Origin of the sequence: Mycobacterium kyorinense (genome assembly GCF_001672775.1) — a bacterium.
In the GTDB taxonomy this organism is placed as follows: Bacteria; Actinomycetota; Actinomycetes; order Mycobacteriales; family Mycobacteriaceae; genus Mycobacterium; species Mycobacterium kyorinense_A.
This window is the reverse complement of the sequence record NZ_LZKJ01000196.1, coordinates 60,935-74,762: the sequence shown is the minus strand read 5'-3', so window position 1 is coordinate 74,762 and position 13,828 is coordinate 60,935. Positions and strand designations below refer to the sequence as shown.

At 64.6% G+C, this 13,828-nt stretch carries 16 protein-coding genes; 3 read left to right on the top strand and 13 right to left on the bottom strand.

Annotation, left to right across the window (positions count from 1 at the left end; all coding sequences use genetic code 11):
• The 13 genes from A5707_RS20690 to A5707_RS20630 form a co-directional block, all read right to left on the bottom strand.
• Positions 1–552, bottom strand: a 552-nt coding sequence (locus tag A5707_RS20690; RefSeq protein ID WP_156658214.1) for a cytochrome P450, incomplete at its 3' end; no start/stop codon positions are given.
• Positions 553–624: 72 nt separating this feature from the next.
• Entirely contained in the window at positions 625–930 is a 306-nt protein-coding gene (locus A5707_RS20685; protein ID WP_065016293.1) for a DUF1330 domain-containing protein, read from the bottom strand.
• Between the two features lie 12 nt (positions 931–942).
• Entirely contained in the window at positions 943–1,131 is a 189-nt protein-coding gene (locus A5707_RS20680) for a ferredoxin (protein WP_065016292.1), read from the bottom strand.
• Positions 1,128–2,411 carry a cytochrome P450 gene (locus A5707_RS20675; protein ID WP_065016291.1) on the bottom strand — a complete coding sequence of 428 codons (1,284 nt, stop codon included), beginning with the start codon at positions 2,409–2,411 and terminating at the stop codon, positions 1,128–1,130. The genes A5707_RS20680 and A5707_RS20675 overlap by 4 nt, the downstream gene beginning before the upstream one ends.
• Before the next feature lie 156 nt (positions 2,412–2,567).
• A complete protein-coding gene (locus tag A5707_RS20670; RefSeq protein WP_065016290.1) occupies positions 2,568–3,071 on the bottom strand; it encodes a hypothetical protein in 504 nt (167 codons plus the stop codon).
• Positions 3,068–3,673 (bottom strand): TetR/AcrR family transcriptional regulator, encoded by a 606-nt coding sequence (locus tag A5707_RS20665; protein WP_065016289.1) that lies wholly within the window; start codon positions 3,671–3,673, stop codon positions 3,068–3,070. Before A5707_RS20665 ends, A5707_RS20670 begins: the two co-directional genes overlap by 4 nt.
• 145 nt (positions 3,674–3,818) lie before the next feature.
• On the bottom strand, positions 3,819–4,967 hold the full coding sequence (locus tag A5707_RS20660; RefSeq protein WP_065016288.1) for an acyl-CoA dehydrogenase family protein: 1,149 nt from the start codon (positions 4,965–4,967) through the stop codon (positions 3,819–3,821).
• A gap of 3 nt (positions 4,968–4,970) precedes the next feature.
• Positions 4,971–6,116 (bottom strand): thiolase family protein, encoded by a 1,146-nt coding sequence (locus A5707_RS20655; protein WP_065016287.1) that lies wholly within the window; start codon positions 6,114–6,116, stop codon positions 4,971–4,973.
• Positions 6,109–6,915 carry an enoyl-CoA hydratase/isomerase family protein gene (locus tag A5707_RS20650; protein ID WP_065016286.1) on the bottom strand — a complete coding sequence of 269 codons (807 nt, stop codon included), beginning with the start codon at positions 6,913–6,915 and terminating at the stop codon, positions 6,109–6,111. The genes A5707_RS20655 and A5707_RS20650 overlap by 8 nt, the downstream gene beginning before the upstream one ends.
• On the bottom strand, positions 6,915–8,123 hold the full coding sequence (locus A5707_RS20645; protein WP_065016285.1) for a CaiB/BaiF CoA transferase family protein: 1,209 nt from the start codon (positions 8,121–8,123) through the stop codon (positions 6,915–6,917). Before A5707_RS20645 ends, A5707_RS20650 begins: the two co-directional genes overlap by 1 nt.
• A complete protein-coding gene (locus A5707_RS20640; RefSeq protein ID WP_065016284.1) occupies positions 8,123–8,881 on the bottom strand; it encodes an SDR family NAD(P)-dependent oxidoreductase in 759 nt (252 codons plus the stop codon). The genes A5707_RS20645 and A5707_RS20640 overlap by 1 nt, the downstream gene beginning before the upstream one ends.
• Positions 8,881–10,047: an acyl-CoA dehydrogenase family protein gene (locus tag A5707_RS20635; protein WP_065016302.1), complete on the bottom strand. Its 1,167-nt coding sequence runs from the start codon at positions 10,045–10,047 to the stop codon at positions 8,881–8,883. The genes A5707_RS20640 and A5707_RS20635 overlap by 1 nt, the downstream gene beginning before the upstream one ends.
• A gap of 73 nt (positions 10,048–10,120) precedes the next feature.
• Positions 10,121–11,416: an amidohydrolase family protein gene (locus A5707_RS20630; RefSeq protein WP_065016283.1), complete on the bottom strand. Its 1,296-nt coding sequence runs from the start codon at positions 11,414–11,416 to the stop codon at positions 10,121–10,123.
• Between the two features lie 274 nt (positions 11,417–11,690).
• Here A5707_RS20630 and A5707_RS20625 point away from each other — a divergent pair, with 274 nt between their 5' ends.
• Genes A5707_RS20625 through A5707_RS20615 form a run of 3 tightly spaced genes read left to right on the top strand, consistent with a single transcriptional unit; the run spans position 11,691 to position 13,826 of the window.
• Positions 11,691–12,230, top strand: coding sequence for a carboxymuconolactone decarboxylase family protein (locus A5707_RS20625; protein ID WP_065016301.1), 540 nt, complete (start codon positions 11,691–11,693; stop codon positions 12,228–12,230).
• Between the two features lie 5 nt (positions 12,231–12,235).
• Positions 12,236–13,519 (top strand): aromatic ring-hydroxylating oxygenase subunit alpha, encoded by a 1,284-nt coding sequence (locus tag A5707_RS20620; protein WP_065016282.1) that lies wholly within the window; start codon positions 12,236–12,238, stop codon positions 13,517–13,519.
• Positions 13,503–13,826 carry a hypothetical protein gene (locus A5707_RS20615; protein ID WP_065016281.1) on the top strand — a complete coding sequence of 108 codons (324 nt, stop codon included), beginning with the start codon at positions 13,503–13,505 and terminating at the stop codon, positions 13,824–13,826. The genes A5707_RS20620 and A5707_RS20615 overlap by 17 nt, the downstream gene beginning before the upstream one ends.
• The last annotated feature ends 2 nt before the right edge of the window (positions 13,827–13,828 follow it).

The window sequence follows — 13,828 nt, the reverse complement described above, 5'->3', positions numbered from 1 at the left end:
GGAGTCGGCCATCGCGCGGGCTCCGGCTTCCGACATCTCGATCTGACCCGGCTCGCGGTGCAGTAACTCGTCGATCCATAGCCGCACTTTCTGGCGGTGCTCGGCAGGTACCCCGAGCATCCGGGTGATCACTTCGACCGGAAACAAGGCCGAAAAGTCTTGCACGACATCGAATTCGTCAGGACCAGCTGCCGCCAGAAATCGCTCGACTTGCTCAGTCACCATCGACTTGAGCGCCGTGATCGCCCGAGGGGTGAACACCTTGTTCACCAGGCTGCGCATCTGCCGGTGCTCAGGCGGATCCATGAAGATGATCGATTTCTGGGGCACCTCGCCCGAACGCACCATCGCCAAATCGCAACCGCGGGCCGACGAGTAGGTCTCGAAATCCTTGAATGCGGCCGCCACGTCTTCGTGGCGGGTCAACGCGTAGAAGTCATACTGCTCGCTGTAATAAACCGGCGCCTCGTCTCGCATCCGGCGATACGTCTCATACGGCCCGTTGAAGAACTCTTCGGAAAACGGATCGAATTCCAGCCCGGCGACGCCCATACCGTAACACTAACAGTATAGGCGCCAGTATAGGCGGCCAAGGCTCGGCGAGAAGAGCCCCCAGATCAGCTGCTAGCCAGGCGTCGACGGCATGTCGAAGCCGGAGAGGATGACGGCGTTGCAGTCGGCCGCCGCCTGCCGCAGTTTCGCCGCGTTCTGGTAGCCCTCCGACTCGTACCAGGCGCGGGCCGCCTCCACCGACTCGAATTCGAGCACCACGGTCTGGTCGCCATGCCAGCTACCTTCGATGACCTTGGGCGCCGTATCCACTGCGAGGATGTTGACGCCGGCCATCGCTCCTCCCGCCGCCCGGGCATACGCCTTCATCCCCTCTGGGTCTTTGATGGCCTCGGTCAGGATGACGTATCCCTTGGACATAGCGGCAGCTCCTCAACTCGTGTCGATGGCCTGTTCTGGGCATTCTTTGACCGCATCACGAACCGCGTCCTCGAACTCCGCGGGTATCTCAGGCACCGTCACCGTCGAGTAGCCGTCGTCGTTCAGCTCGAACACCGACGGGCAGATCGTGGTGCAGATCCCGTGTCCGCGGCAGCGGTCCTCGTCGACCCTGGCTTTCACTGAGCGCCCTCCACTGTGAATTCGAGGTGCAACTCGGTCAAGCCGCGCAGGATGTAGGTCGGAACATATTGATAGCGACGGTTATTGGCCGGGCCGTGGCGACGTTCTGAAATCGTGATGTCGGCAGTCCGGTCCAGAAGCCGCTCGATCGCCACCCGGGTTTCGGCCCGGGCCAGCGGCGCGCCCGGGCAACTGTGAATCCCGCGTCCGAATGAGATGTGCTGCCGCGCGTTCTTGCGGGCAAGCTCGAACGTTTCCGGATTCTCGAACCGGCGCGGATCGCGGTTGGCAGCCGCATTGACGACCATCACCGTTGTGCCGGCGGGAATTTCGACTCCTCCCACGCTGGTCCTCACGCGCGACAGCCGGAAGTCACCCTTGACCGGACTTTCGATGCGCAGCGCCTCTTCGATGAAGTTCGGGATCAGGCTGCGGTCATTGCGTAGCTTCTGCTGAATGTCGGGGCGTTCGCCGATGACCTGCAGCGCGGCGCCGAGCAGCCGCACCGTGGTCTCCTGGCCGGCCGAGAACACATTGGTGGCAACGCGGGCCACGTCGGTCACATCCGGGGTGGACCCGTCGGGGAAGGTGGCGGTGGCCAGCCCGGTCAGCACGTCGTCGCGAGGGGTGCGACGACGGTCCTCGATGTACTCGGCGAACGTGCCGTAGAGGAATTCCAATGGACTGTGCGCCAACGACTTTTCGCCGGTACCACCGACACCACCGCCTGCATTGCGGTGAATGCCGTTGACGAATTCCTCGCGGTCTTCTTCAGGCACACCGAGCAGATCGGCGATGACCAGCAGAGTGAACGGACCGGCGAAACCCTTGATGAACTCCCCCTCGCCCGGTGCGAGAAAGTCGTCCAGCACCCGGTCCGCAAGCACCCACATCGCGTCCTCGTTCTCCTTGAGGCGCTTGGGAGTGATCAGCCGCATCAGCAACGCACGATGATTCGTGTGCGTCGGGGGATCCAGGGTCGGCAACTGGTCGCTGAACGGCAACTCGGCGCGGTGCTGCTCGATGAGGTCAGATACGTCGTCACCCTCCAGCGGCACCGGGAACCCGGGGAACGGTCCGGTCACCGAAATGCACGACGAGAAGGTCTCCGCGTTGCTGGCGACCTCGACGGCCTCCTGCCAGCCGGTCACCATCGTCACTCCGTGGTGCGGCTCCCGCGTGACGGGGCATTGCTTGCGCAGCGCGTCGAAGTACGGATACGGATCGTCGACCAGACGGTCGTCTTTGAAGAAATCCATCGCGGTGAAGTCATCCGCCATCTACTGCTCCGTTCGCGCCTGGTGAGAACGTCCCTCTCAGCGATGAATATTACATTTCCACAGCGCGTCGCCAGCGTCAACGTGGGTTATGGCACCGATCGCAATGCGCAACGCGCGCGGATGCGGGCCGCCGGACTCCGTCCGGAACGGGCAGGTTCAGCTGGCCGGGACCAAGTCCGCGGCAACCGACGGACAAGCCATCACACCGGTGCGGAAGGTCTCGACCAGACCGATTCCCTCCCGCACCGAGCCTGCCGCGAGGGCCTGGGCTTTGAATGCCTGCGCCGCCGCGCTCAGCCGGTGATGAACCAGACCGACGCTGTCGTTCAGTTCGGCCGGCCAGGTCTCACCCCACAGGGTGACCTCGGTGGCGCCGGCGTCCAGGGCCTGCAGCACGCCCTGGCGAACCCGGGGATCGCATCCGATGAGATCGGCGGCGGCTGCCAGGGTCTGGGGAACCGGACGGTGCCCCACGGTCGCCAACGCGTGTTCGAGGTCGATGATCTGGGCACCGAGAATCCGCAATGGGCGTTCGTCGGCGTGGTCAGCGACCAGGACCGTCACATCCCATCCGGCCATCGCCCGGTCGAACAGCCAGCCGCCGGCGAACCGGACCACGTCGATGACGTTCGCCGCGACGACGTCGACTCGGTACCTCATGTCGTGTTCGGCGGCGTCATGTCGCGGGCCAGCGACTCCGCGTACTCCTTGAACACTTCGGTCAGCGGTATCGAAGGATCGAGCAACCATGTGGTCTCCATTCCGGTGATGAACGCGAGAATTTGCACGGCCTTGACGGCGACATCCATATCCATCCGGAACTGGCCGGTCTCTTGACCGCGCCGGATGAGAGCGGTGACGATCTCGACGGCGTCCTGATATCTGCGGACCAGACGGTCATGCAGGGGCGCTTCGGGATCCATGTTTTCGGCCAACAGCACGGTGTAGGTGCCCACCAGCTCCGGTGACCGGTAGAAGCGATCAGCGACGGCCGCGATTTCGGCGATCAGGTCGCCGGCCCGGTCCGCGTGGGCGTCGTCGTCGGCATCGCGGACATCGACCACCGCGTGCAGCAGCTGGTCTTTGGATTCGAAATGGTGCAGCAGGCCGGCCGGGCTGACACCGGCTTCACCGGCGATCTGGGCCAAGGTGGTGTTGCGCCACCCGTTGCGGGTCAGCAGCCGCTGCGCGACCTTGAGGATGCGCTGTTTGCGGTCTTCACCCTTGGCCAGCAGCGTGTCGTAAGGCCGTGTCTCCGGCACCGGGCTCCTTCGATCAACCAACCGGTGGTGATCGCCAGCGCGGCGGAGCCGGCGCAGCGGGTCGCCACCAACCAACCTAGTGAACACACAGTAGGTTGGTTTACGCGCTGTGACAAGGGTCTCAATGAAGGAGGTTGGGCGCCTGTCACAAACCGAGCGACTTGGCGATGATCACTTTCATCACTTCACTCGTGCCGGCGTAGATGCGGGCCACGCGGGCGTCGGTGTAGAGCCGGGCGATCGGATACTCCATCATGTAGCCGTAGCCGCCGAACAACTGCAGGCAGCGGTCGACAACGCGGCCCTGCATCTCGGTGCAGAACAGCTTCACCTTGGCCGCGTCGGATCCCGACAGCTCGCCGCTGACCAGTTCGGCCGTCGCCCGGTCGACCATCGTCTGCGCGGCCTCGATCTCGGCCGACATGGCGGCCAGTTCGAACTTGGTGTTCTGAAACGATGCCACCGGCGTACCAAAAGCCTTGCGCTGCTTGACGTAATCGATTGTGGCGGCGACGGCGGCGCGCGCTTGGGCCACCGACCCGATGGCGACGGTCATCCGCTCTTGGGGAAGGTTGTGGCCCAAGTAACCGAACGCCTCGCCCTCGTCGCCGAGCCGATTGGCCACCGGCACCCGCACATCGGTGAACGACAACTCGGCGGTGTCCTGAACTCGGCAGCCCATCTTGTCCAGCGCGCGGCCCTTGACGAACCCGGGCATCCCGTCCTCGACCACCAGCAGGGTCAGCCCGCGCCGGCGGTTGTCGGGATCGGTCGAGGTGCGGGCCACCACGATGACCAGGTCGGCCAGCAGGCCGCCGGTAATGAAGGTCTTGGCGCCGTTGACGACGTAGTCGTCGCCGTCACGTACGGCGGTGGTGCGGATTCCCGCCAGGTCGGAGCCGGTGCCCGGTTCGGTCATCGCGACCGCCGTCAACAGGGTGCCTGCGGCAAGGCCGGGAAACCAGCGCTGCCGTTGCTCGTCGTTGGCGTAGTGCAGGAAGTACGGCAGGATCACTTCCAGCTGGGTGCGGACCGTGCCCATCGTGACCAGAGCGCGGGCGGCTTCCTCCTGCAGGATGACGTTGTAGCGGTAGTCGGGCAGGCCCGAGCCGCCGTATTCCTCGGGAATAGCCATGCCCAACATGCCCAGCGCCCCGAGCTTTTCGAAGATCTCCCGCGGCATCCGGCCGGCCTTTTCCCAGTCGGCGTAGTGCGGTTCGATCTCTTTATCCACGAAATCGCGGGCCAATTGCCGAAACGCCTCGTGGTCTTCGGTGAACAGGTCTCGACGCATCGGTCAAGCCACCAGTTCCACCAGGGTGGCGTTGGCGGTGCCGCCGCCCTCGCACATGGTCTGCAAGCCGTAGCGAATCCCGTTGTCGCGCATGTGATGTACCATTCGGGTCATCAGCACCGCGCCGGACGCACCCAGTGGGTGTCCCAGCGCGATCGCCCCGCCGAGCGGGTTGAGCCGCTGCGGGTCGGCGCCGGTTTCGGCGAGCCATGCCAGCGGCACCGGGGCGAATGCCTCGTTCACCTCGAACACCCCGACGTCGGCGATCGTGACGCCGGCTTTGGCCAAGACCTTCTCGGTGGCAGGAATCGGGCCGGTCAGCATCAGCACCGGATCGGCCCCGGTGACCGCGCCGGCCCGGTAGCGCACCAACGGAGTCAGCCCGAGTTCGAGGGCAGTCTCTGGCGTGGTGATCAGCAGTGCCGCAGCGCCGTCGGAGATCTGCGACGAGTTGCCCGCATGGATCACCCCGTCGTCGACGAAGGCCGGCTTGAGCGCGGCGAGCTTCTCCACGCTGGTCCCCCGCCGCACGCCCTCGTCCTGGGTGATCGCGGTGTCGTCGACGAATACGGGCACGATCTGGGCGTCGAAGGCACCGTTGTCCTGGGCGGCGGCGGCCAGTTCGTGCGAGCGCGTCGAGTACTCGTCGAGCCGGGTGCGGGAAAAGCCCCACTTCGTGGCGATCATCTCCGCAGACAGCCCCTGGTTGAACGAGAAATCACCATAGCGCTCAAGGACTTTGGGTCCGTAGGGCATTCCGGTGGCCCGAGCCGCGCCCAGCGGCACCCGGCTCATCACCTCCACGCCACCGGCGACGACGACATCTTGCTGGCCCGACATCACCGCCTGCACCGCGAAGTCGAGGGCCTGCTGGCTGGAACCGCACGCCCGGTTGATCGTGGTTCCCGGAATGCTCTCCGGCCAGCCCGCGGCCAGCACCGCATAGCGGCCGATGTTGCTGGACTGGTCGCCGACCTGCGACACACAGCCCCACACCACGTCGTCGACGATCTCCGGATCGATGCCGCTGCGTTGCACCAATTCATTCAGGACGATCGCGGACAGGTCGGCGGCGTGCATCGCCGACAGTCCGCCGTTACGTTTGCCGACTGGGGTACGCACGGCCTCGACGATCACTGTTTCACGCATCTGTCTGCTCCGATCTCGAAACTGCCCACCGACCAGTAAACGACGGCTTCCGTCGTTCGGCGAACGCGGCATAGGCCTCGGCGGCGTCGGCCGTGGCGAAGTTGACCACCTGCGCGCGAGCTTCATTGGCCAGCGCGTCACGCAGTGTTTGGTCGGCGCCCTCATTCAGCAGCGCCTTGCTGTGTGCCAGCGCGATCTGCGGGCCGGCCGCCAGGCGGTCGGCGAGGTCGGTGACGTAGGTGTCGATCTCGGCCGCGGCCACCACCCAGGTCACCAGGTTCAGCGCCCGCGCTTCCTCGGCGTCGATGGTCTCAGCCAGCAGCGCCAGCCGTTTGGCCTGTTGCAGCCCAACGATTTTCGGCAGCAACCAGGAGCCGCCCAGATCCAGCGATAGTCCCCGCTTGGCAAAGATCTGGCAGAAGCTCGATTCCGGCGTGGCCACCACGAAGTCGCAGCCCAGCGCCAGGTTCCACCCCGCGCCGACGGCCACGCCGGTGACCTTGGCGATCGTCGGCACCGGCAATTCATGCAGCGCCAACGCCACATCGGTGAGTAGCCGCAATTTGTATTCAGGATGGTCGCCGTCGGGGGTGGAGATGTCAGCGCCCGAGCAAAACGCGCCGCCGGCGCCGGTGAGGACCACCGCACGCACGCCGCGGTCGTTTCGCGCGGCGGTCAGCGCCTCGGCCAAGGCGATCCACAACTGGCGGTTGATCGCATTCTTGCGGCGCGGGCGGTTCAGCGTCAGCGTCCGCACGCCATTGCGGTCACTGGAGAGCAGCACAGGGTCCTCGGACATCAGCGGTAGGCCGCTCCGATGGCGCCTTCCCGCCGCAGCGCGGTGATCTCGTCATCGGTGAGGCCGAGTTCGGCGAGCACCGCCTCAGTGTGCTGCCCGAGTCCGGGTACCGCGCCCATCGCGGGGCGGTAGCCGGCGACGACGGGTGGTGGCAGCAGGGCCGGAATAGGGCCCACGGGTGTGTCGACCTGCCGCCATCGATCCCGCTCGCTCAGCTGTGGATGCGCCAGTACCTCGCTGGGCAAGTTGTACCGTGCGTTGCCGATCCCGGCAGCATCGGCGGTCTTCTGCACGTGTTCGAGGTCGTGTGCCGCGCACCAGCCACCGATGGCCTCGTCGAGAATGTCGCGGTGCGCCACCCGCCCGGCGTTGGACGCGAACCGCTGGTCATCCGCCAAGTCGTCACGCCGCAGGATTTCCCGGGAAAGTCGTTGCCATTCCTGGTCGTTGGTGGTCCCTAGCACCACAGTCTGCCCATCGGCGGTGCGGTAGGCGCCGTAGGGGGCCACCGCCGGTGAGCTCATGCCCAGCGGCTGCTGGTCGATGCCCGAATGCTGGGTGTAGGTCAGCGGGTAGCCCATCAGGTCGGTCATGGTGTCGAACAGGCTCACGCTCACCGCGTTGCTCACCGCCCGGCCGCCATCGCGCGAATACAGCAGGGCCAGAATGGAAATCGCTGAATACAGCCCGGTGCTGATGTCGGCCACCGGCGGACCGGGCTTGGCCGGCGCGCCCGGAGAGCCGGTGACCGCGCACGCCCCGGATTCGGCTTGGGCCAACAAGTCATAGGCCCGCTTGTGTGACAGCGGGCCGCCCGAGCCGTAGCCGTCGATTTCGACGGCGATCACATCCGGGTGCCGCTGGGCCAGATCATCGGGGGCAATGCCCAGCCGCGCCGTCGACGCCGGCGCGAGGTTGGACACCAAAACGTCGGCCCGCTCCAGGAGCCGATGCAAAACACCCAGTCCGGCAGGAGTTTTCAGGTTCAGCGTGACTGATTCCTTGCCGCGGTTGGCCCAGACGAAGTGCGCGGCCAGTCCATTGACGACATCGTCGTAGTGACGAGCGAAGTCTCCGCCCTTGGGGTTTTCCACCTTGATGACCCGCGCACCGAAATCGGCGAGCACCCGGGTGCACATCGGCGCGGAGACGGCCTGCTCCAACGCTACGACGGTGACACCGGCCAGCGGCGCCGCAGAGTCGGGCATTACATCACCATTCCGCCGTCCACGGGGAGCACTTGGCCGGTGATGTAGGAGGCGGCATCAGATGCGAGGAACACGAACGCCCCGGCAACCTCTTCCGGTTCGGCCCAGCGCTTGAGTGGGATGCGGTTCATCATGTTGGCCGCGAACTTCTCGTTCGTGCGGATGGTTTCGGTCATCGGCGTCGCCGCCAGCGGCGCCAGCGCATTGACCAGAATGTTTTTGGTGGCGAGTTCGCGGGCGAGCGATTTAGTGAACCCGATGATGCCGGCCTTGGCGGCTGAGTAGTTGACCTGGCCGAGCGTGCCGGTCAAGCCGGCCGCCGACGTCACGTTGATGATGCGTCCAGTCCCGTCGGTGGGGATGTGCGGCATGGCCGCTTGCGTGCAGTTGAATGCCCCCATCACATGAATGTCGAACAGCAGCCGGAACGACTCCTGGGAGGTCTTCTGGAACATCGCCGGCCGGGTCACGCCCGCGTTGTTGACCAGGATGTGCAGCTGGCCGCCGGCCAGCGCGGCTGCTTGGGCTGCTGCTGCGTCGGCCGACTCGCGGTCCGACACGTCCAACCCAGCAGACTCGGCTCGTCCGCCAGATGTCGAAATCTGTTCTGCCACCGCGGCTGCCGCGTCCTTGTCCACGTCGGTGACAAGTACCGCCGCCCCTGCGTCGGCCAGGGCCTGCGCGACCGCGGAGCCGATGCCGCCGGCGGCGCCGGTAACCAGCGCTGCGCGGCCGCTCAGGTCGAAATACCGGCCCATCAGTAGCTCCTCGGCAATCCGAGTACGTGTGAGCCGAGAAAGTTCAGGATCATTTCCTGACTGACCGGGGCGATCTTCATCAGCCTGGCCTCCCTGAAGTACCGCGACACGTGGTACTCCTCCGAATACCCCATGCCGCCATGGGTCTGCAGCGCCCGGTCGGCAGCGGTGAAACCGGCGTCGGCGCAAAGGTATTTGGCGGTATTGGCTTCGCGCCCGCACGACTTGCCGTTGTCGTAGAGCCAGGTGGCCTTGCGCAGCATCAGCTCGGCGGCATCAAGCCGTGCCAGCGAGTCGGCTAACGGGAACTGGATGCCCTGGTTCATGCCGATCGGCCGGTCGAAGACGTGTCGTTCGTTGCCGTACTTGACCGCTTTCTCCAACGCGACCCGCCCGATGCCCAGGGCCTCGGCGGCGATCAGCATCCGCTCGGGGTTCAGGCCGTCGAGAATGTACTGAAAGCCTTTGCCCTCCTCGCCGACTCGATCTTCGACCGGAATGTGCAGGTCGTCGATAAAGACCTCGTTGGAGCTGACGGCGTTGCGGCCCATCTTGCGGATCGGCCGCACATCGACCCGGCTACGGTCCAGGTCGGTGAGAAACAGGGTCATCCCGTCGGTTTTCTTGCTGACCTCGTCGTAGTGCTGGGTGCGGGTCAGCAGCAGAATTTTCTCCGATTCGATCGCTTTAGAGATCCAGACTTTTCGGCCATTGACCACGTAGTGGTCGCCTTTGCGCTTGGCGAACGTGGTGATCCGTGAGGTGTCCAGGCCGGCACCGGGCTCGGTCACCCCGAAGCAGACATGGAGGTCACCGGTGACCACCCGGGGCAGGGTGCGCGCTTTGAGCTCGTCGGAGCCGTGCACCACCACCGGTTGCATGCCGAAGATCGACAGGTGAATCGAGCTGGCGGCGTTCATCCCGCCGCCGGACCGGGCGACTTCCTCAGCCAACAGCGTCGCTTCGGTGATGCCCAGGCCGTGGCCGCCGTACTGCTCCGGGATCGTCATGCCGAGCCAGCCGCCGTCGGCGATCGCCTGATAGAACTCAGTCGGAAACTCGTGCGCCTGGTCTTTTTCCATCCAGTAGTGGTCATCGAACTTCGAGGCCAGTTCGGCGACCGACTTGCGGATCAGCTGCTGGTCGTCGGTCAGCTCGAAGTTCATTCCACCGCCGGGCACTGCGGGATCTCCTTCAGCTCAGTTGATGCACCGGCGCAGTTGCATTCCGGCGGCGTGGTCAGTCTTTGTTGCCGGTAAGCGCTTTGGCGTTGGCGGCAAAGTCGGCGAACGACGAACCCGACCGGTCTTTGTGCTGACTGAGCGCCTGAATCGAGACGTCGTGTCCTTCGGCGGCCTTGCGCAGCGCACCGACCGTCGCTTGCTCTCGGGGAATGTGGCTGAACGGGTCGAACGAGTACCAGCGCATCGCGTTCTCGTGGGTGATCTTGTTGATCTCGTCGTCTGGCACGTTGTTGGCGGACAACACTTCCCACAATTCTTCGGGGGCCCCTGGCCACATCGAGTCGCTGTGCGGGTAGTCGGCCTCCCAGCAGATGTTGTCGATGCCGATCATGTGGCGCAGCTGCACGCCGACCGGGTCGCTGATGAAGCAGGTCAGGAAGTGCTCCCGGAAAACCTCACTGGGCACCTTGCCGCCGAAGTTCTGATGGGTCCACGTCGAGTGCATCTCGAAGGTACGGTCCACGCGCTCCAAGAAGTACGGAATCCAGCCGGTCCCGCCTTCGGACAGCGCGACCTTGAGGTCGGGATATTCCTTGATCGGCTTGGACCACAACAGGTCTGCCGCAGCCTGCACAATGTTCATCGGCTGCAGGGTGATCATCACGTCCATCGGCGCATCGGGTGCGGTGATCGCCAGCCGGCCCGAGGACCCGATGTGCACATTGAGAACGGTGTTCGTGTCGCACAACGCCTTCCACAGCGGGTTCCAGTACGCGTCGTGAAAGCTCGGGTAGCCCATAGCCGCCGGGTTTTCGGTGAAGGTCAACGCGTGTACTCCCTTCTTGGCCACCCGCCGGACCTCGTCGGCGCACTTCTCGGCATCCCAGATCACCGGCAGCGCCATCGGAATGAACCGGGCCGGGTACGCGCCGCACCACTCGTCGATGTGCCAGTCGTTGTAGGCCTGCACCAACGCCAGCGAGAACTCCGGGTCTTCGGTGGCGAACAGCCGCCCGGCAAAGCCGGGGAACGACGGGAAGCAGATCGAACCCAGGATGCCGCCCGCGTTCATGTCCTTGACCCGTTCGTCGACGTTGTAGCAGCCCTTGCGGATCTCGTCCAGACCAGTCGGCTCGATCCCGTACTCCTCCTTGGGTCGCCCCGCTACCGCGTTCAGCGCGACGTTCGGAATTACGGTGTCGCGGAACTGCCAGGTGTCCGAGCCGTCCGGGTTGTGCACCAGCCGCGGCGCATCGTCGGCGTACTTCTTGGCCAAGTGGTTCTTGAACATGTCGGGCGGCTCAACGATGTGGTCGTCGACGCTGATCAAAATCATGTCGTCTTTGTTCACCGGTTGGTCCTTTCCCTCGGATACCTCGGGCCGCGGCAGGCGAGGCGAGTGAGCCCCTGCTTTGGAAATTAGCTTCTCAGATCGCGAGAATCAACATCTTCAGGCTACCCCCTACGTACATTGCGCGTGGCCGAGCCACTGGGAGCGTCGGCGGCGCACCTGACGTTTCTGCAGGTGACCACCACCTTTTTTGTCGGTATTGACCAAACTGACGGATCGTGGAAACCTATTGGTCAAATATGAGAATATGATTCTCCACAACGAGGAGGCTGCTATGCGTCTGTCCCCGCTGCCGGCGGATCAGTGGGACGACGCTGTCCGCCACGCGGTGGCAGGCATGCTGCCCGAGGAACGGCGAAACCCCGACGACGCGGGAAACCTCCTGGCCACCCTGGTCCACCACCCCGAACTCACCCGCGCGTTCCTGCGGTTCAGCGTCTACCTGCTCTACGGATCGACGCTGCCCGAACGTGTTCGGGAGCAGGCCATCCTGCGCGTCGCCCATCGGCGCGGTTGCGACTACGAATGGACCCACCACGTCACGATCGGCAAGCGGGTCGGGCTGTCCGACGCCGACATCGCCGCAATCCAGTCCGGCGACCCGCGCGACGACTTCGACCGCGCGGTCCTCACCGCGGTCGACGAGCTCGACGAGAAGACCAACCTGTCGGATGCGACCTGGACGGCGCTGTCCGAGCGGCTCGATGAGCGCCAGCGGATGGACCTGGTTTTCACGATCGGTGGCTACACCGCGCTGGCGATGGGGCTGAACACCTTTGGCGTCGAAGTCGAGGATGACCGAAAAGAGAGGTAAGAACCTTGGCACACTTCACCAAGCCGGCTGCGGGCAGCTGGACCACAAACTATCCGGAGCTCGGCACCGCGCCTGTCGATTACACCGATTCCATCGACCCCGACCATTACGCGGCCGAGCAGAAGGCGATTTTTCGCCGCACCTGGCTGAACGTCGGCCGGGTGGAACGGCTCCCGCGCACCGGCAGCTACTTCACCAAGGAACTGCCATCGGCGGGTGCCGGCACGTCAGTGATCATTGTCAAGGGCAAGGACGGCGTCATCCGGGCCTTCCACAACATCTGCCGCCACCGCGGCAACAAGCTGGTGTGGAACGACTTTCCCCATGAGGAAACAGCCGGCACCTGCCGGCAGTTCACCTGCAAATACCACGCCTGGCGCTACAGCCTCGACGGGGAGCTCACCTTCATCCAGCAGGAAGGCGAATTCTTCGACGTCGACAAGAGCCAGTACGGGCTGGTCGGCGTGCGCTGCGAGGTGTGGGAGGGGTTCATCTTCGTCAACCTGGACCCCAACGCGGCACCATTGACCGACTACCTGGGCCCGTTGGCCAAAGGCATCGAGGGCTATCCCTTCCACGAAATGACCGAGGTCTACCACTACAAAGCTGAAGTGGGCAGCAACTGGAAGCTGTTCATCGACGCGTTCGCGGAGTTCTACCATGCCCCGGTGCTGCACCAGGGGCAGTACACCAAGGAAGAAGCCGCCAAGATCCAGCAATACGGCTTCGAGGCGCTGCACTACGAACTCGCCGGGCAGCACTCGATGATCTCGGTGTGGGGCGGTCAGTCGCCGCCGAAGGACCTGAACATGGTCAAACCGATGGACCGAGTGCTGCGCAGCGGTCTATTCGGCCCATGGGACCGCCCCGATATCGACGGCCTGGATTCGCCGCCGCCCGGCCTCAATCCCGCCCGCGCACCACAGTGGGGCGCAGACACATTCGTCTTCTTCCCCAACTTCATGATTCTGATCTGGGCACCCGGCTGGTACCTCACCTACCACTACTGGCCCACCGCGGTGGACCGGCACATCTTCGAGGGAACGCTGTACTTCGTTCCGCCGAAGAACGCTCGCGAACGTCTCGCGCAGGAACTGGCGGCGGTCACCTTCAAGGAATACGCGCTACAGGATGCCAACACGCTGGAAGCCACCCAGACCATGATCGGCACCCGCACCGTCAACGAATTCCTGTTGTGCGACCAGGAAATCCTGTTGCGCCACCTGCACAAGATCGCCCACGACTACGTCAACGACTACAAGGAGCGCACCAATGGCTCTGCCCGCTGAGTTCACCGACCTGGAGTCGTACGCGGACTGGGATCTGGCCACCGAACCGGAACGGTATGCCAAGCGGCTGGCCTCTACGATGCCGGAAATGCAAGCGTTCTACGACGCCGCATTTCCCCGCCTTGAGGAAGCGATCACCTACCTGGACAAGTTTCCGCTCAACGACCTGCCCGACGATGCCCGCTCGCTCATGCATGTCATGCAATCCTTGATCATGGTGTCATTCCCGATCGAGGCATGGAAGCAGCCGCGGGTGCCCGACAGCGGCGCCGCCTATCTGAATCTGGTGCGGGAGCCGGTGGTCTGACA

What these genes read in the sequence shown, in the direction of transcription:
- A5707_RS20640 (WP_065016284.1), bottom strand. Translation starts at nt 8,881, where the DNA reads ATGGGCCGGTATTTCGACCTGAGCGGCCGCGCAGCGCTGGTTACCGGC.
- A5707_RS20675 (WP_065016291.1), bottom strand. Translation starts at nt 2,411, where the DNA reads ATGGCGGATGACTTCACCGCGATGGATTTCTTCAAAGACGACCGTCTG.
- A5707_RS20635 (WP_065016302.1), bottom strand. Translation starts at nt 10,047, where the DNA reads ATGAACTTCGAGCTGACCGACGACCAGCAGCTGATCCGCAAGTCGGTC.
- A5707_RS20655 (WP_065016287.1), bottom strand. Translation starts at nt 6,116, where the DNA reads ATGCGTGAAACAGTGATCGTCGAGGCCGTGCGTACCCCAGTCGGCAAA.
- A5707_RS20685 (WP_065016293.1), bottom strand. Translation starts at nt 930, where the DNA reads ATGTCCAAGGGATACGTCATCCTGACCGAGGCCATCAAAGACCCAGAG.
- A5707_RS20660 (WP_065016288.1), bottom strand. Translation starts at nt 4,967, where the DNA reads ATGCGTCGAGACCTGTTCACCGAAGACCACGAGGCGTTTCGGCAATTG.
- A5707_RS20625 (WP_065016301.1), top strand. Translation starts at nt 11,691, where the DNA reads ATGCGTCTGTCCCCGCTGCCGGCGGATCAGTGGGACGACGCTGTCCGC.
- A5707_RS20670 (WP_065016290.1), bottom strand. Translation starts at nt 3,071, where the DNA reads ATGAGGTACCGAGTCGACGTCGTCGCGGCGAACGTCATCGACGTGGTC.
- A5707_RS20650 (WP_065016286.1), bottom strand. Translation starts at nt 6,915, where the DNA reads ATGTCCGAGGACCCTGTGCTGCTCTCCAGTGACCGCAATGGCGTGCGG.
- A5707_RS20615 (WP_065016281.1), top strand. Translation starts at nt 13,503, where the DNA reads ATGGCTCTGCCCGCTGAGTTCACCGACCTGGAGTCGTACGCGGACTGG.
- A5707_RS20645 (WP_065016285.1), bottom strand. Translation starts at nt 8,123, where the DNA reads ATGCCCGACTCTGCGGCGCCGCTGGCCGGTGTCACCGTCGTAGCGTTG.